The sequence below is a fragment of the Streptomyces sp. AM8-1-1 genome, from assembly GCF_032229325.1.
Taxonomy (GTDB): domain Bacteria; phylum Actinomycetota; class Actinomycetes; order Streptomycetales; family Streptomycetaceae; genus Streptomyces; species Streptomyces achmelvichensis.
On record NZ_CP135086.1, the window covers coordinates 8,221,217 to 8,236,868 of the forward strand.

General features: G+C 67.3%; 15 protein-coding genes and 3 pseudogenes. 7 read left to right on the forward strand and 11 right to left on the reverse strand.

All coding sequences use genetic code 11. The annotated features are described in order from the left end of the window. Positions 1 to 567 precede the first annotated feature (567 nt). The gene (locus RPQ07_RS36585; RefSeq protein WP_313948577.1) at positions 568 to 1,521 is read right to left on the reverse strand and encodes a hypothetical protein; all 954 of its coding nucleotides are present in this window, start codon (positions 1,519 to 1,521) and stop codon (positions 568 to 570) included. Between the two features lie 134 nt (positions 1,522 to 1,655). Here RPQ07_RS36585 and RPQ07_RS36590 point away from each other — a divergent pair, with 134 nt between their 5' ends. Continuing rightward, the gene (locus tag RPQ07_RS36590) at positions 1,656 to 2,582 is read left to right on the forward strand and encodes a winged helix-turn-helix domain-containing protein (protein WP_313948578.1); all 927 of its coding nucleotides are present in this window, start codon (positions 1,656 to 1,658) and stop codon (positions 2,580 to 2,582) included. Positions 2,583 to 3,309: 727 nt separating this feature from the next. Then, positions 3,310 to 3,465 carry a hypothetical protein gene (locus tag RPQ07_RS36595; RefSeq protein ID WP_313948579.1) on the forward strand — a complete coding sequence of 52 codons (156 nt, stop codon included), beginning with the start codon at positions 3,310 to 3,312 and terminating at the stop codon, positions 3,463 to 3,465. Between the two features lie 284 nt (positions 3,466 to 3,749). On the opposite strand, the gene RPQ07_RS36600 is transcribed toward RPQ07_RS36595, so the two are convergent. After that, positions 3,750 to 3,884 (reverse strand): hypothetical protein, encoded by a 135-nt coding sequence (locus RPQ07_RS36600; protein ID WP_313948580.1) that lies wholly within the window; start codon positions 3,882 to 3,884, stop codon positions 3,750 to 3,752. Positions 3,885 to 4,050: 166 nt separating this feature from the next. Between RPQ07_RS36600 and RPQ07_RS36605 the strand changes: the two are divergent. Continuing rightward, a pseudogene (locus tag RPQ07_RS36605) lies at positions 4,051 to 4,356 on the forward strand (GNAT family N-acetyltransferase); the annotation flags it as partial. 527 nt (positions 4,357 to 4,883) lie between these two features. Further along, a complete protein-coding gene (locus RPQ07_RS36610) occupies positions 4,884 to 5,603 on the forward strand; it encodes a hypothetical protein (RefSeq protein ID WP_313948581.1) in 720 nt (239 codons plus the stop codon). Here RPQ07_RS36610 and RPQ07_RS36615 read toward each other — a convergent pair. Both RPQ07_RS36615 and RPQ07_RS36620 read right to left on the reverse strand, forming a co-directional pair. Beyond that, a complete protein-coding gene (locus tag RPQ07_RS36615; RefSeq protein ID WP_313948582.1) occupies positions 5,596 to 5,853 on the reverse strand; it encodes a transposase in 258 nt (85 codons plus the stop codon). The genes RPQ07_RS36610 and RPQ07_RS36615 overlap by 8 nt on opposite strands. A 100-nt stretch (positions 5,854 to 5,953) precedes the next feature. Beyond that, positions 5,954 to 6,028 (reverse strand): annotated as a pseudogene (locus RPQ07_RS36620) (hypothetical protein); the annotation flags it as partial. Positions 6,029 to 6,738: 710 nt separating this feature from the next. On the opposite strand from RPQ07_RS36620, the gene RPQ07_RS36625 reads away from it, so the two are divergent. Beyond that, the gene (locus RPQ07_RS36625; RefSeq protein WP_313948583.1) at positions 6,739 to 7,875 is read left to right on the forward strand and encodes a sensor histidine kinase; all 1,137 of its coding nucleotides are present in this window, start codon (positions 6,739 to 6,741) and stop codon (positions 7,873 to 7,875) included. Positions 7,876 to 8,303: 428 nt separating this feature from the next. Here the strand turns inward: RPQ07_RS36625 and RPQ07_RS36630 are convergent, their stop codons facing one another. Further along, positions 8,304 to 8,627 carry an ATP-binding protein gene (locus RPQ07_RS36630; protein ID WP_313949137.1) on the reverse strand — a complete coding sequence of 108 codons (324 nt, stop codon included), beginning with the start codon at positions 8,625 to 8,627 and terminating at the stop codon, positions 8,304 to 8,306. A 116-nt stretch (positions 8,628 to 8,743) separates the two neighbouring features. Beyond that, positions 8,744 to 8,914 (reverse strand): hypothetical protein, encoded by a 171-nt coding sequence (locus RPQ07_RS36635; protein WP_313948584.1) that lies wholly within the window; start codon positions 8,912 to 8,914, stop codon positions 8,744 to 8,746. A 119-nt stretch (positions 8,915 to 9,033) separates the two neighbouring features. Here RPQ07_RS36635 and RPQ07_RS36640 point away from each other — a divergent pair, with 119 nt between their 5' ends. After that, positions 9,034 to 9,324 (forward strand): hypothetical protein, encoded by a 291-nt coding sequence (locus RPQ07_RS36640; protein ID WP_313948585.1) that lies wholly within the window; start codon positions 9,034 to 9,036, stop codon positions 9,322 to 9,324. Between the two features lie 237 nt (positions 9,325 to 9,561). On the opposite strand, the gene RPQ07_RS36645 is transcribed toward RPQ07_RS36640, so the two are convergent. The 5 genes and pseudogenes from RPQ07_RS36645 to RPQ07_RS36665 form a co-directional block, all read right to left on the reverse strand. Beyond that, complete coding sequence (locus tag RPQ07_RS36645) at positions 9,562 to 10,764, reverse strand: heparin lyase I family protein (protein ID WP_313948586.1); 1,203 nt, start codon at positions 10,762 to 10,764, stop codon at positions 9,562 to 9,564. Positions 10,765 to 11,475: 711 nt separating this feature from the next. Then, positions 11,476 to 12,129 carry a response regulator transcription factor gene (locus RPQ07_RS36650; RefSeq protein ID WP_313948587.1) on the reverse strand — a complete coding sequence of 218 codons (654 nt, stop codon included), beginning with the start codon at positions 12,127 to 12,129 and terminating at the stop codon, positions 11,476 to 11,478. Positions 12,130 to 12,140: 11 nt separating this feature from the next. Then, entirely contained in the window at positions 12,141 to 12,755 is a 615-nt protein-coding gene (locus RPQ07_RS36655; RefSeq protein WP_313948588.1) for a sensor histidine kinase, read from the reverse strand. Then, a complete protein-coding gene (locus RPQ07_RS36660) occupies positions 12,703 to 14,076 on the reverse strand; it encodes a hypothetical protein (RefSeq protein WP_313948589.1) in 1,374 nt (457 codons plus the stop codon). The genes RPQ07_RS36655 and RPQ07_RS36660 overlap by 53 nt, the downstream gene beginning before the upstream one ends. Before the next feature lie 691 nt (positions 14,077 to 14,767). Next, positions 14,768 to 14,932 (reverse strand): annotated as a pseudogene (locus RPQ07_RS36665) (ATP-binding protein); the annotation flags it as partial. 47 nt (positions 14,933 to 14,979) lie between these two features. Between RPQ07_RS36665 and RPQ07_RS36670 the strand changes: the two are divergent. Beyond that, positions 14,980 to 15,576, forward strand: a complete 597-nt coding sequence (locus RPQ07_RS36670) for a helix-turn-helix domain-containing protein (RefSeq protein WP_313948590.1) — start codon at positions 14,980 to 14,982, stop codon at positions 15,574 to 15,576. The last annotated feature ends 76 nt before the right edge of the window (positions 15,577 to 15,652 follow it).

Genomic DNA, 15,652 nt, shown 5'->3' on the forward strand with positions numbered 1-15,652 from the left:
TGGGTCCAGGGAGGAACTTCAGTGCCGCATCAGTCTCGCCGACCGCACGGTGGCATCGGCGGCCAGCCAACTCTCGCGTCAGGCCGAGCCGTTGTGTCGCGCGGCGCTGGGAGGCGAGCCGCAGTAGCCCGCCGGGTTGACTGCTCCCACCCTCACTGGGCCTCGTAGGGCCAGCTGAACTGCCCTCGGGGCTGGATATTGCCGCAGGTGTCGCACCCCTTCATCTGGGGTGTGCAACGACCACTGGAACTGAAGTTCTCCGGCGGGGGCCCCGTGCTGTGTGCCTGCCCGTGAACTCCCTCACAGCAGACGAGCCGTCAGCCACTTCATGCACGTCGTCACCTGCCTCCATGATGACGACCTCGAGCACGCCAGCGTGTCCGCCGCTCCGGCCGCCTCCACGTCGGGCTCTTGCGTCTCTGGCTATCCCGTGCTGCTGACGAAACGCGAAACGGCCCCGCAGGTGGGCGGGCCGCTTGTCGGGCACCTTCCACCTGGACGGCGGCGGCTCCTCTCCGGTGGCGGGTCCCGCTCACACAGAGCGCGGGACCCGCCGTTACCAGGATTTCAGTGCCGCTGGCACGCCGGGTCGTCGACCGCGGTGACGGTATAGGGAGGCAAGCCCGGCGGGTCGTCGAGCTGACTGTTCACGACGTACAGCCGGCATTGGTGACGGGCCAGCGTGGTCGGGAGGTCGAACCCCTCCCCTATGAAGCGGTGTGACACCGTCCCGCCGCGCAGCTCCTTGTCCAGCTCTGCCACGTACACCCCGTGCGGGGCACCGTAGTTGAGGACTGCGTACAGCGTGCGACCGTGCAGCACCATGCCGTCTGCGCCGAACGACTGCTCTCCCAGGTCTAGTTGAGTGATCTCGCGTGTGGCGGTCTCCACCCGCCACACTGCCTCGGTGCCGTTGGACGCCACCAACAGCGTCTCCCCGCTCCGGTCGGCGACGATGCCATTAAGTAGCCAATACTGCGACGGAAAACCGGGGAAGGCTGGCCGCATGTCCAGCCAAGGCAGCAGCGGCCCGATTCGCCCGCCGCGGATTTCGGCTCGGTGAACGACGGGGTTGGCCCAGTCGGTGACGTACACCGCGTCTCGCGTGACCACCAGGTCGTTGAGGTCGGGCGCACCCAGAGGCCCGACCTCAGCGGTGCGTTCCGCTAGCACGTGGCCGCGCTGGTCGTGCACCGTGAGCTCTCCGCCGCCGACGGAGAACACCCGGCCGCGCCGGTCGGTGTGGACCCCCAGCGTGCTGGGCCGATCCCGGATGCCCTCGGCCGCGAACGGCCGCATCTGCGGTGAGCGTACGTGGCCGCGGAAGAGCGCCCCGGTTCCGTCAGACGAGACAAACATCGTGCCGTCCTGGTGGATGGCGATGCCCTCCGGCAGGACGCCGGGTTCCGCCGAAACGACGTAAGTGCGGGGCAGTTCGCGGGCGATGGTGGGTGTAGCCGAGCAGGTCAGCGCCAGCAGTGTCGCGGCACCGATGCACGACAGCCGGACGGATCTCCGCATGGGTCCTCCGTGAGTGGGTTCCTAATGTCCGCTCTTGCGGTACGCCCCGCGAGCGTCCTCTGGCCACACCCCGGCCGCATTGCCTTTCGGGTCTGGCCGAACAGCTCCGCGCCGGCGGAGAATCGACCGCTATGATGCGTCTGCACTTCCTCCCTGCCGACCTGCGGCGGATCACACTCGCGCCGGGCCCCGACCCGCTGACCGAGACGGTGCTCGCCGCCCGCCGCCGGTACGCCCCACTGCACGGAAGCCGATCGTCGGAGACCGACGGCACGACCCGCCCCGGAGTGCTCCACGGGCTGCTCGGCGCCAGGGATTACCTGCCTGATTTTCTCTTGCAGCCAGAGGCAACTGACCTGCCCACGGCACTCGACCTCGTCGGCCGCATCTCCGGTGCTCGCCTCGCCGCCGAGGTCGCCCCGCTCCCAGCCACGCCCGGTACCGCCCGCCTGCACGGCGAACTGGCGTCCGGCACCCCAGAGGCACGACGCGCTCTCATAGAAGACCTGCGGCACCACCACACCGCGGTCCTCCCGCTCTGGCCGCGCACCCGGGCCGCGGTGGCCGCCGACCGGGCGCTGCGCGCCGAGACGCTGATGCGCGGCGGCGTCGATGCGCTCCTTGCTACGCTGGGCACTCACTGGCGCTGGCGTCCACCGACACTGCACATTCCATGGCGGGGTACCTACGACGTGCCACTGTGCGGGCGGGGCCTGCTGCTAGTGCCCTCGTGTGCCACGGACACGCCGACGCTGATGTATCGGCCCGAGGATCCAGCCGTACTCGTCTATCCGGTTCGCCTGACAGACCCCCCAGCCCACAGCGCTGACGTTCTCGGGCCGCTGCTCGGCAGGACCCGGGCGGCCGTGCTATCCGCGCTGCGCGTCCCGGCCACCACCACAGCCGTCGCCGAACGCGCCGGCGTTTCCCCTTCCTCAGCCAGTGAGCACGCCACGGTGCTGCGCAATGCCGGGCTGGTGACGACTACCCGCACAGGTGTCTCCGTGCTGCATGCACTGACACCCCTGGGGGAGGATCTGCTGCGCGGCGAGGCACTGTGACTCCTCGGCCTCACTCGGACGCGTTCGTCTCGCAACCCACACACCGTCCTCATCGGCTAGCCGGCGCCGGGCGCCACCGGGGTCGTCCCGGCTCTCACATGCTCGGCCTTCCAGCAGTGTGAGAGTCGATTCCGTACGGAGACCTGCCGCTCTGCCGCCCAACCCACGGGTCCGGGCCGGATCGGCCTGGAAATGGCGTCTGTCGAGTCAGGGAGAGCCCGGAGCGTCTCTGACTGCCGGCGCCACGGTCCTTAAGTCCGGCCGGGGCAACCCCGGCGAGCGCCACGCCTGTGCAGGAATCCCTTGTTGTCAGCCCCGAGGTCCACACTAGGGGCATGATGACCTATCGGGGATTTGTGACCGTAGTAGCCGGTGACGTCGAAGCCACGATGCAGGCCTATTTGTCTGTTACCGACCGGGGCGTGAAAATCCTGGGGTGGCCACCTGTCCGACTATGAAGACGCCGACATGTTCAAAGTGCTCACGTCGGACGGCGGTCATGATCCTCCCGAATGGGCAGGAAGGCCGCTTTGTTCTGGAGGGCAAGCTGGCGCCCGGCCAAACGGCGATGGGCGTACGGGGCAGCGGCCCCGCACCCTTCTGAGACGACGCACTTCGGGGCTCATGCCGTGAGGCCTCCCCGCTCAGAGCATTCGGCGTGTATAAGCCGTCGCCGGCGCACCCTCGTGGACGTCGCCGACGCGTCGAGACCTGCGCGGCAACGACCATGGTCGTCCTCGACCAGACGCAGGCGTTCGCGATCGTCGCCCTCGCCCTAGGACACCGCCGCAGCGTCGCCGCCCTCCGGCAGAGCTCTCTCGCCTTCAACACACCGTGGGGGCGTACGCCCGAGCCCGCATGCCGCAGCTGTTCGTCGGTCTGACCTACGGCCGAAGCCCATATAGTCGAGCGCGCCGTCCAGGTGGACCCCGGCCTCGTTCGCGACTCCGAAGAAGCGGACCAGCAGCGCCTTTCCAACCCCAACACTGTGTGAACACGATCCGCGCCGGGTCTGCGGTCAGGAACGCCGACGCCCCTCCGCCTGGGGCGGGTTCGCCGTACACCGGGTGCCGGGCACCCGTCGCCTCGGCGTGGGGACGTCCGTCGGTTCGTCCGCGCCGATTCCGCAGCCGAGTTCCCTCGACGTCGGCGCGCGTTGAACTCCGATCATGTGGTGGTCGCGGGTGTGGTGGGGGTGTCGACCCACAGCGTCGATGCGCCGTCGGGAGTGATGGTCACCCCGTACCGGTCGACGGTGGGACCAGGTGCCGGGCACGCCGAGGCCGACGTGGAACTCGGCATCGAGGCTTCCGCCCGCGACCGCCCACGGCGACAAGGACGTCATGGAAACTTCCCCGTTCCCGTTCCCGTTCCCGTTCCCGTTCCCGGCCTGGTCCGCAGCAGCCGCGTTCTGGGTTCCCGGCCCGGCCTGTGTGCTGCGCATGGGCATGAAGGAGGCGAACGTGTGGAACCGGCCCGGCCGGCCGACTTCTTTACCCCGGAGGGCCAGGCGGAGCGGATCGGCAGCCTGTTGGCCGGATACCGGGCCGGCACGGTCTGGCCGGGCGTGGTGCTCGCCGACGACCAGGTGATCGGGCAGGTCACCGTCGGAGGCATCCTGCCGCAGCCGCACCTGCGCCGTGGCTCCGTCGGATACTGGATCGCCGGCCTCGCCCAGAATCAAGGGCATGCCGGGCGCGCCGTCGGGCTAGTACTTCGGGTGCTGACGGACGAACTCGGGTTGCACCGCGCCGAGGCGTCCACGACCCGGGAAGCCCAGTGGTCGGGGTATCGGCCGCGCATGGTGTCCATGTGGTCGGGCCCCAGTTCCCGGGAGGGTCCGTGAGCCCGCGATCAGGCCATCCTGCTGCCGCCGGTACGGCGCCCGCTGCCGCGATCGTCACATAACAGGAGGCACTGCGCTGCGGGCAGTGCGGTCGACGAAACCACATGCCTGGCCCACCGTACGGCTTCGGCATCGGTGCAGCGCGCTTGGTCTGCTAGCTGCTGCGGCTGGATCTCCCATCCGCTTCGGAGCCGACGTCCTGCTTCAGCGAGGGCGGCCGTCGGTACCGCTGAGGGCATGACGCACGCCCGTGGCGATCCCGACGCCGCCGGTAGGCGGCGAGGTGCCGCTGCTCGTCATTGGTCTCCCCTCGGCCTGCACGAGCCATGCAGCCGGCTCGTACGGGCCAGAAGGGCGGTGCACGGTCAGCCCGGGCAGGTTGACCATGCGCCTCGCGAGCCCCCGGCCTCTTTGTCTGATGTAGGGGGTTAGCCTGGTTTTGAGAGGAGTTCTTCATGGGCGATCTCACCAGCACCGTCATAGAGGCTCAGGGTGGCTTGGAGCGTTACAACCAGTTCAGCACGGTCACTGTGCACTTCCGTTCCGGCGGTGCACTGTGGGGGCTGAAGGGGCAGGAAGGCGTATTCGATCACGCCGGTGTACGGCTTGACATCCACGGAGAGCACGCCAGCCACTACCCCTTCAAGTCACCCGACCTGCACACCTCTCTCACCGCCGAGCGGGTGGCTGTCGAAAACGCTGCAGGCGAGGTGAAAGCTGAGCGGCTCGACCCACGCGCGGCGTTCGCAGGACACTCCCTCGAAACCCCGTGGGACGATTTGCACGTCGCGTACTTCGCTGGCTACGCGATGTGGACCTACCTCACGTCTCCGTTCACCTTCGCCGCCCCGGATTTCCAGACCGAGGAACTGCCGTCCGTCACGGAGGACGGGCAGATCCTGCGGCGCCTGAAGGTTTCCTTCCCCGACCGCATCGCCACTCACTGCCAGGACCAGATCTTCTACTTCGATCAGGACGGGCTGCTGCGCAGGCACGACTACACCGCCGAGGTCATCAATGCCGGCGCGGCCGCGCACTACTGCTCGGAGCACAAGGAGTTCGACGGCATCTTGGTGCCGACCCGCAGACGCGTCCACCCTCTGGCCGAGGACGGCACCGTGTCCCGGGACCTGGAACTGATCACCATCGACGTCGAGAGCGCACTGTTTATCTGAGCCGCGGTGGTCCGAACAGACGCAGCCGGGCCAGGAGTGTCTGCCCCGCGTCCCGGTCGGTGACCGAGGCCGCGGTCACCATCACGGCCAGCAGAAGTCCGAGGGTGTCCACTGCGATGTGCCGCTTGCGGCCGTTGACCTTCTTCCCGCCGTCGAAGCCCCTGGTCGCACCCGGCACCGATGCGGCTGCCTTCACCGACTGCGCGTCGATGACGGCCGCGGTCGGTGACGGCCGCGGTCGGCTCTGCATCCCGGCCCGCGGCCCGGCGGACCCGGTCGCGCAGCCGGTCGTGGAACTCGGCGGTCAGGCCGTTGTCCCGCCAGCGCCGGAAGAAGGCGTAGACGCGGTCCCACGCGGGGAAGTCCGCCGGCATCGCCCGCCAGGTGATGCCGCCCGCGACCAGATAGCGCACCGCGTCGACCATCTGCCGGTGGCAATGCTCTCCGGCTGCCCGCCGCGGCCCTCCAGCCAGACGGGCACCGGCATCGCGTCACGTACGACGGCCCACTCCGCGTCACTCATGTCGGACGGATACCTCGGTCGCCTGTGCGGCCTGTCCCCGGCGTTCCCGAACCGGTGAGCGAGGCAATCAATCCAACCGAGCAACAGGAGGCCCCTGGTGCTGCAGTCTTCCGTGCCGGCGCCGATGTCGTCCAACTCGACTTCCCTGTCGTGGTCACCCGCGTTGCGCGTCGTCGCCGCCTACATCCAGGTCCAGCGACAGAGCTATGTGACCGGGCCTCGGGCACGTCCCTCGCTACATCGCCCCAAGCTCACTGCCGCTTCAGTTCGTCGTGAGCACGCTCGGCGATCTCCGCGCCGAGATAGTGCTAGGTGCGCTGCTGCTCACCGGCACGGACGGATCCCGGTTGAACCGATCGGGTCTCCGGTCCGTTGCGCGTTGGTAGTCCTTCCGAGGTTCTTCCTCAGAGGAGTTGGCCGGGGCCGGCTTCCACTGCCTCAAGATTGGTCGCCATTTCGGAAGCGGCGCGGCACGTCTACGCCTCAGTGGCGGGACGATCAAGGATCATGTGAGAGCGATGCGCGCAATCTGGAGGTTAGCGGCGGGGTTCAGGCGCCTCCGCTCGCCCAACGGGCCAGTGTCGTCAAGTAGCTGCGGGATCAGGAGGGATAATGAACGCCCGTCGATTAGTCCCTGGCCCGCTAGTGGACGCTGCCCTTGTCGCAGTCGCGCTGCTGGATGTCTGGGCCAATGTCGGTACAGGCGAGCCTCTGCGACTCGCTCTCGCCTTGACCGCAGCCGTCTCTCTTGCCCTGCGCCGTCGCCTCCCGATGCTGACGTATTTCCTGACCCTGCCCGCAGTCCTGTTTACCGACGCGGTCTTCGCCGCGCTGGTGGCGCTGTACACACTCGCCACATTCAGCCGCCGCCGCCTCTTGCTGGCCCTGTGTGTCACCTTGTTCCTGATCAGTAATGCGATCTACTGGCCCTCGCCGGGTTTGGACCTTTCCGACTCATCGACGTGGATCACTCTGGGCTATACCGCTGCCACTGCGGCAGCTGCAGTCTTCCTGGGCCAGCTCGTTCAGGCCCGGCGTGATCTGTCGCTGCGGCTGGCGGAGATTTCCGAGGCACATGACCACGAGCGGTTCCTCACAAACCAGACCGTGTTGGCCAAGGAGCGAGCGCAGCTAGCGCGGGAGATGCATGACGTGGTGTCTCATCAGGTCAGCTTGATCGCGGTGCGGGCCGGAGCGCTCCAGGTCGGCGCCCGGGACGCTGAAGCTAAGGGAGCCGCAGCTACAATCCGGCAACTGAGCGTGCAGACCTTGGACGAACTGAGGCACATGGTCGGCGTCCTGCGTGCTTCCGGGGGCCGCCCGACAGAGCTGACCCCTCAGCCCTCACTTGCCGACCTCCCGCACTTGGTCGATGGCAGTGGCATTGATGCTGAGCTGCAGATACACCTACCGGACCGCCTCCCCCTCACCGTCCAGCGCGCCATCTATCGCACAGTCCAGGAAGCCCTGACCAACGTGCACAAGCATGCCTCGGGAGCCACTGCAACGGTTCAGGTTTCGCATGGCGGCGGCGCTGTCCATGTCACCGTCACGAACACAGCGCCCACCCGGCCCGCTCTCCGCCTGCCCAGTGCGAAGTACGGACTCATTGGCTTGCGTCAGCGCGCTGCGCTCCTCGGCGGCACTGTCACATCCGGCCCCACGCGCGACGGAGGTTTCGAGGTTCGCCTGGAACTGCCAGTTGAGGGCAGACCACCACGACCGGAAGAGGATCCCACTCCAGTCTGAGGAACCGACGGCGACCCGAGTGAGCTCGCCCAACGCGTCCACGACATTGACCTGACCCTGGCCGATGCCTGCGCCGTAGTGAACGACAACGCCGCCAGGGAGCTGGAGAAGCGGGACGAGCGGTGGCGTCAGCTCGTCACACGCCTGGCGAGCTGGACGGCCAAGGCCCGCGCCGCGGCGGAGGGCGAGCCCCGGCTGGGTCACGTCAGGAAGGCCCGGGCCTGGGTTCAAAGCGCTCTCCGCCGTGTCAACGGTCATTGAGATGCCCAGGTGGGTGGTCGTTGGGTGTCCGGGCTGGTGGCAATCAGAATTCCATGGCTGTGGCAATGGTGTTCCCGAGAGTGTGGGTCAGTGCAGGGGGATCACGCCCTTGCCGGCGTGAGCCTCGGCGAGTCGGTGAGAGTCGCCAGTCGTGGTGACGAGGTGCATCAGGCGGTCGGTGCTTGCTGCGGCAAGGGTCTTGGGCATGATTGTGTCGAAGCCTGAGGGGTGGATGTTGCTGTCACCGCGATCGAGCGGCGTTCGTAGGCAGCGTCGATGGTCCGGTAGAACACCTCGGCGGCGTCCTCGCCGACGGGTAGCAGGCCGATGTCGTCGACGACGCTGAGGTCCGCCCGGCAGACCCGCGCAACAGCTCGGGCGGTGGCCCCGTCGACCTTCGACTTGCTGATGGCCCCGCTCGGGGTCTCCAGGGTGAACCAGCCACCCGCAGATCGTTCTCGATGGCGGCCTGTGCCAGATCCTCCGTGCAGTGCGACTTTCCAGTTCCCGACGGACCGGCGATCACCAAGTTCTCCGCCCGGCCGATCCACTCCAGCGTGACCAGCGAGTTCTGGGTGGGCTCGGGAAGGGTGGAGTCCTCGGCTCGTCAGGACGCCAGGGTCTTGCCAGTTGGGAAGTTCGCCGAGTGCCGCCGAAATCGTCGGGTGGCGGCATCGCGGCCGGTGACCTTTTCAGCGATCAGCAGCCGCAGGACCTCGGCGAGATCCCTGCGTTGCGCGCGTGCGGCGGCCAGCACGTCGGGGGCGGCTTTGCGCATATAGGAGGCGCATTCGGCGCATCAGCCTGTCCAGCTCCTCGGGTAGGGCCGGGGCCTGGGGAAAAGTCACAGTCGCATATTCATTCGCTGGTTGGGGTGAGCAACGATAAGTTCGGCGGGTGATCAATCTGGCGGTGCGTGGTGACAGCAGGAAGATCGTGGCTAGCGCTGAGGCCGGCGTTGAGTGGACCGCTGCCTTCGCGGATCTGGACACGGCGGACTTCCCGATGCTCATCGCCTTGACTCCGTATGGGGACGCGGTGTTCAACCATCGGCAGATGCCATTGCTACTGGCGGAACTCGATCGACTTCCCGCCGTCTGCGGTGGCGCCTGGGTCGCCCAGGCTCGCGAGTTGTGCCAGGTCGTCGAGCGCGGGACGCACCTTTATCTGTGGTTCATCGGTGACTGACCCCGATCGGCTGGTCTTCAACCAGCTCGGGGTCGCTGCTTGCTTGGCCGAATGCGGTCTGCTGCCCACGGAACCGAGACCGTCATCGACGCCGATAGCTCGGTGACCGAGACCGTCGACTGCATCATGATCGGCACCGGCCTGGCCGGCCTTCCCGCTTTGGAACTCGGACAGAGCGGGACCCCGGGCGCCGAAGCCCGGGGTCCCGTTGTGCACTTTGATTGACCGTCTCGTCATCTAGAGACCGAGGGGCCTCGTTTCGGTGATGCTTGCCCAGTCGTTCTCGGGATTCGCCCAGAATGAGATTTTGAGGTATCGGGCGTCCAGGGCGCCAGAGGTGAAGTGCACTGTCTCCGGCGCCGTTGTCGTCCCTGAGCTGCGGCCTTCCCACACCTTGGTGTACGAGATGCCGTCCTGTGATGCGTGGATTGTGTAGTCGTTCCACCGCAGGTCACCGCGATGCCAGGCCACGGTGGCGCCGCAGAGCTGGCGGGGTGCGCCCGTGTCGAGGATTAGTGCGGCGCCGAATCCCTGGCCGGACCAGCGGGTCGTCGGGTTGTTGTCGATGGCGTTGGAGGGTGGGTTCGCCGGTTCGTACGTGGTGGCGGACGCGGCGGCGACCGCTGGGGCCCGTGCACAGGTTCGCTGGGGCGCGATGTCCCTGTGGACGGCGCGTTCGTCACCCAGGCGCAGAGCGTCGTAGTACATCACCCGCTGCGTGGTGCTTGAGGGAGCTCCTGTGTTCCAGTCCCACTTGTAGATACCGAACTTGAAGTAGGGCGATCGTGGTCCTCCGTCGTGGGTGGCGCCGGTCTGGTGTACGACGCGTTCGCCGTTTTTCCACACCTGCAGGAGGCCGGTGCTGTCCGTCCTCCAGGTCACGTGGAAGACCCAGTCCACCCAGGTCCCCGTGGTGTAGGCGCCCAGATCGATGGGCTCACCGCGGAAGTCGATCTTCCAGCGCCCTTCGTCGGTGAGCAGCGCCAAGGGGGGAGAGGTGCCCGGGCAGCCGACGTCACAGTGGTGCCACTGGCTCACGATCTCGGCCGAGGTGTCGTGGGTCCATGTGTTCGCGAGGTTGATGCTGAAGCCGTACCACCGGTCGGCGCCTGCGGGTTGCTCGTCGCGCTGCGAGATCTCCGCACGCTTGCTGCTGGAGACGACCGGATCCGATTTGCGCAGCTCGAAGCGTGCTGCGTGGGAGCCGTCGCGTGTGGGGCTCGTGACGTTCGTGGCGCCGTACGAAGTGGCCCATTGCTTGTTGAGATTGGCGGGCGCCGCGGCGGGGAGGGTCCGGTCAGCCGACTGCTCCCAGTCGATGGTGCGTTGTACGCCTGCGGGATCGGCCGCAACTGTCTGAACGGGTGTCAGCGCCACTCCGGCGGCCAGCACCGCCGAGCTCGCTGCGACGATCCATGCTCTGATACGTGACCTTTTCATGCTCGAGCTCCTTCGTAGGACGCCAAGCGACAGGTTTTGTTCGTTCACCCCCGAGAGCGGGGCGCCGGCTTACCGGCGCTCCGGAAGGGCCCAGGGGGCTCCGGAGTGACGAGCGGATGGTGTTCAGCACCGAAGCCACGGCCCGGCTCCTCAGCTGGCCCTGACCGTCAGCTGGCTGTAGGTGATGTTCATCGCGTTAACCGGGAACCCGCCCCACCACCTCTCAATACAACGCGTCTGGCCCGCTCCTACGGAGACGTACTCGGGTGCTGCAAGGGGCGCGCTGCTCTGCACCCTTGCGGTGCCCGAGGAGTGCCCGGTGACGCACAGCCGGGTCTTCCCGAAGAGCCACGTCGGGAAGTTGTAGTCGCTGTGGTAGTAGAGCGGTGGTGACTGCGTTGCTGCTGCCCGAGCGGGAGTTGAGAGGACGTGCTGTGCAGGGGCGGTGATCGCCGGCCGTGGTGATGCCTGGGCCAGGCCGGCCGATCCCAGGCCCAGACCTGACACGACGCTGACGGCCGATGGGCTGACGGCAAGGCGTCGAAGCGGCGCTCGAGTCATGCGATGCTCCTTCAATCTGGTGTCCAGGCGGCCTTGGAGAAGTGGACCTTCTCTGCTGCTCGGCCGCATCGGAACACTGAGCCGATGCATCCCATGCTCGGCTCCCGGGTGTCCCGGGAGCACTCCCTGATCAGTCCTTGATTTTCCCGGTCACGGGTCACCCGGCCGGGAAGCGAAACCGGTCCCCAAGCCGTGGGATCGCGCCAAGGCCGCGGCTTCCTCCCGCCCGCCCACACCGAGCTTGCGAACGACGGACGACAGGTAGTTGTGCACCGTGTGAGGGTCGAGGACGAGCTCACGGGCAATTCGTGAGGGCTCCCTGCCTTGTGCGAGCAGGGTCAGCACCTGACGTTCCCGCCCGCTGAGAGAGGGGAAGGGACTGGCCACCGGCGTGGGTGCCGCCTCCAGGACACTGAAGAGGTGTCTGCGCGCAGTTTGGTCGAGCACGGTCAGTCCTTGGGCAGCTGCGCCAAGCGCTGCCAGCAGAGCGGGTGCCGAACAGGTTTTCAGTACGAATCCGGCAGCGCCGGCGCGCAGGGCGTCGCTGACCCTGGAACCCTCGTCATAGCCCGACACGACGACGACCGGCAGGTCCGGCCGTTCGCTCGCCCAGGCGCGGATGCCGGCCAAGCCATCCCCGCCCGCCATCTCCATGTCCATCACCACGACGTCCGGTTCGCAGGCCAGCACGATGTCCACCGCCTCCACGGCATTGCTCGCCTCACCTACTACCTGCATGCCTGCGACTTCTGCGTAGTCGCGCAGACCGTTGCGGAAGACTTCGTGATCGTCGACGATGACCATCCGGATCAGTGTCAATCTGTGCTCCCCAGCGGAAGGCGTGCCACGACAGTCAGACCGCGTTCCGGGTTCGTCTCGAGCAGCAGCTGACCGCCGAGTTCTTCCGCCCGTTCACGCATGGATGTCAGCCCTACTCCGCGTCGTCGCTGTGTTGGGAGGCCCTTTCCATTGTCGGAGACGCTCAGTTCGAGGGTGTCGGACACCCGTACGGATACGTCGCATCGTGTTGCGGCTGCATGCCGGACAACGTTGGTCATGGCTTCTGTGCCGATGAGGTAGGCAGCGGCATCGACCGCTGCTGGTAACTCTGCTGTGTTGCCTTCGGCTTGCACGGTGATGCGGAGGCTGGGCGTGGAGAGCTGGTCCGCGTATAGCCGAAGCGCTTCGATGAGGCCTTCGTCGTCCAGGGCTGCGGGGCGCAGACCGGTGACTGCCTGGGTGACATCGGACGTGATGCCGTCAACTGCGCCTTGCAGGGCCTGGAGCCGTTGGCGAAGGTGCTCCGGGTCTGTCCCTGCCAGATGTTCAGCTGCGGCGAGCCGCAGCCGGAGGCCTACCAGCGCCGGCCCGACGCCGTCATGCAGATCTCGGCGCAGGCGACGACGTTCTTCCTCGCGTGCACGGATCAACCGTTCTCGTGAGTCCCTCAGGTCGGCAGTAAGCCGTGCGGTCTCCACCGCCATGGCCGCCAGTCCGGCGATCTGGTCGAGCAGCTCTGTCGGTGGTGGAAAGGTCGTCTCCCGGCAGACGGGGGCCGACGACAAGCTGGCCGATGACTTTGTTCCGATATTGCAGCGGGAGATTCACGACGGTGTCGGTGGGCGCACCATGACAAATGCGCGGCCCTGCGGGTGTCTCTACGGCCACGTACGACAGGTGCAGCGCTTGTGCGACTGTGCCGGCCACCATGGGCAGGGCTGCATCTGGCTCGACCGAGGACCGCAGGCGGGTGGTCAAACGGGCGATGACCAGGTGGGGTTCGTCCCGGTCTCCGTAGAAGATGCGATTCACGGCCCGCTGACTGCGCCGGTGGAGTGGTTGAAGACAGACGGCCACCACGCCGGTCGCCAGCACTGAGGCTGCGAAGGTTGCCCTTCGGTGGAGAACACTGTTCGCCGACCACATCACGCCCGCGTACAGAATGACTACACCCGCGGTGAGCCCCGCATACGCCAGGGACCGTCGGATGATCACATCGATGGCCCACAATCGGTAGCGCAGTACCGCCACCGCGACGGCGATCGGGACGCCGGCGTCGAAGCAGAAGACGATTCCGTGCAGTACCGCGGGGGAGAAGGTGACGAATTCCAGCGCGGTTTGCCCGCCGATGGACAGGGCAACGGCGAAAGCCAGCCACTTCAGCTGGTTGCGTTCCAGTCGCGTGCCTCTCCGCCACCTGGTCATCACTGAGATCAGGGCGATCAGGAGACAGGCCTGCAAGGCGACGAACGCGATCCGGTTCACCGGGAAGAGAGGACTCTGCCCGATGTCCTCCGGCTCCACCACACCAGCTGTGGGATGGATGGCGCCCACCACCGCCAGAGCGATGGTCGGCAGCACGACCAGAGCAGAGAAGACGAGACCGACGATGCGCCAACGCGACGACGGCAGGCGTCCCGTCGGATAGACCAGCAGAGCCAGAGGCAGCGTGCCGAAAGCCGGCCACCACACCCACGCCGTCACCCAACCGAGCACTCTCGTCCCCGGCACCTGTGCTTGCGAGGCAAGCGGCCACACCTGGTGGATCAGAGCTCCCAAGGATCCGCTCAGCGCCATCAGGAGCATCAACCACCCAAGCGGGTGGCGCGGCAGGCGTCGGGCCAGCAAAGCGCCGACGGCGGCGAAGGACACAGAGATGCCAGCGTCACCCCAGTAAAGACCCTCCAGCCGCCCTTCGTACGCCGCGATGCACACCGCCGCGGCCACACCGCCCACCGCGCTGGCCCCCACCGGATAAGCACACTGGCGAAATCTCTCCATCGACCAGCCCCCCCGAAAATTGGCCGCCACCCCAAGCGGCCTGCAAGGAGCGTAGAGAGCTACCCGTCGGTCGCGCCCCTTTGTCATCCGTTTGAGCGATCTCAGCCGTTAGCGACCCAGACTGCGTACCGGTATGCCTTGCCTCCGAGCTACACGGCGATTCCACCGCACCTCCAACTGCGCCGGCCTGCTTGCCCACGAGGCCCCCCAACGCCAGCGAGTGCGGCATCCCATCAGGCCATCTCGCTCACCGCGACCTACTCCACACCGCCTTCAACCCCGACGACACGCCTGGCAGACAGCGCAGGACTCGCTGACCACCCGCCCCGACGCCTTCGGACGCGTCGAATCCAAGTAGCCCTGTGGCCTGCCTGCGCGACGGGCAAAAGCGCGGGCGCGTCACTCCAGGCGTACATAGCCGCACCGCCCCGGTCTTTTGGCCTGCGGGGTGACCGGTCGGAGCAACGCCCGGTGCATCGTGGCTGATGATCGAGATGGGTCACCCTGGGCATGTCTGCGGGTGCGGGCCAGCGAAAGCGCCGCTCAGAATCTGGCCGCCACCCTGATGGGCAAGCCCGGGGGCTGGCCCTCTATCCAGCATGCGCTCCTGCGGCCGGACGCGCCTGCGTGGACGTCGGGAGCAAGTCCAGCGTGATGGATCGGGATCGTCGGCCAGCGCGATGGCCACGGTGATCCGTTTGGCGGCGGGTTCGCGGTGGACCGCGAAGCTCTGGCTGACTGCCATGACGATTTCCAGTCCGTGCTGGCCGATCCGGGTGGGGTCGGGTGCCAGGATCGCCGGCGGCGTCGGGTTGCTGTCCCACACGGCTGGGCAGGCGCGTCGCCCATCGCCGTGCGGAGTTGGGCCTGACGTTGGCGGATGTTGCTCAGCGAGCCGGTTCCGTGCCCGGGTACGTCGAGTACGTGGAACAGCGCTCTGCCGTGCCGGACATCGGGTTCCTGCTGCGTCTGGCTGGTGCGCTCGAGACAACTCTCGCGGAACTCACCGGTGGTCTGGCCAACATGCCCCCCGGCTACGGTCAGGCCGTCCGGAACCCACAGTTTGTTGAGCTGGACCTTGCCGAGTGCCGGGCTCTGCTGTCGGCCTACGGCATAGGGCGCTTGGCTGTGAGCACGCCGGACGGGCCGGAGATCCTGCCACTCAACTACTGCGTCGACGACGAGGACATCGCCTTCAGGACCGCGCCCGACAGCGTCGCAGCGTCCGCCGACGGGCAGGCCGCCGCCTTCGAGGTGGATCACATCGACGATGTGATGAGCGAAGGCTGGAGCGTTCTCGCCGTCGGTACCGCCCACGCCGTCACCGCCCCCCATGCCGTGCGCCGCCTCAACGAGCTGGCCCACTCGGCCCCCTGGGCCGGTGGCGGGGTTCGGACCTTGTGGCTGGCTCTCACGCCCCGGCGTATCACTGGCCGCCGCATCGTCGCCGACCCGCCCGGCCAGTCGTAGCCTCCCGCAGCGCCGGTGATACCTGGTCCCGGATCGGTGCCGCCCTCGGTACCGCAGGCCGGCCATGATCTATTCG

What these genes read in the sequence shown, in the direction of transcription:
- RPQ07_RS36585 (WP_313948577.1), bottom strand. Translation starts at nt 1,521, where the DNA reads ATGCGGAGATCCGTCCGGCTGTCGTGCATCGGTGCCGCGACACTGCTG.
- RPQ07_RS36590 (WP_313948578.1), top strand. Translation starts at nt 1,656, where the DNA reads ATGCGTCTGCACTTCCTCCCTGCCGACCTGCGGCGGATCACACTCGCG.
- RPQ07_RS36595 (WP_313948579.1), top strand. Translation starts at nt 3,310, where the DNA reads ATGGTCGTCCTCGACCAGACGCAGGCGTTCGCGATCGTCGCCCTCGCC.
- RPQ07_RS36600 (WP_313948580.1), bottom strand. Translation starts at nt 3,884, where the DNA reads ATGCCGAGTTCCACGTCGGCCTCGGCGTGCCCGGCACCTGGTCCCACC.
- RPQ07_RS36610 (WP_313948581.1), top strand. Translation starts at nt 4,884, where the DNA reads ATGGGCGATCTCACCAGCACCGTCATAGAGGCTCAGGGTGGCTTGGAG.
- RPQ07_RS36615 (WP_313948582.1), bottom strand. Translation starts at nt 5,853, where the DNA reads ATGCAGAGCCGACCGCGGCCGTCACCGACCGCGGCCGTCATCGACGCG.
- RPQ07_RS36625 (WP_313948583.1), top strand. Translation starts at nt 6,739, where the DNA reads ATGAACGCCCGTCGATTAGTCCCTGGCCCGCTAGTGGACGCTGCCCTT.
- RPQ07_RS36635 (WP_313948584.1), bottom strand. Translation starts at nt 8,914, where the DNA reads ATGCGCAAAGCCGCCCCCGACGTGCTGGCCGCCGCACGCGCGCAACGC.
- RPQ07_RS36645 (WP_313948586.1), bottom strand. Translation starts at nt 10,764, where the DNA reads ATGAAAAGGTCACGTATCAGAGCATGGATCGTCGCAGCGAGCTCGGCG.
- RPQ07_RS36650 (WP_313948587.1), bottom strand. Translation starts at nt 12,129, where the DNA reads ATGGTCATCGTCGACGATCACGAAGTCTTCCGCAACGGTCTGCGCGAC.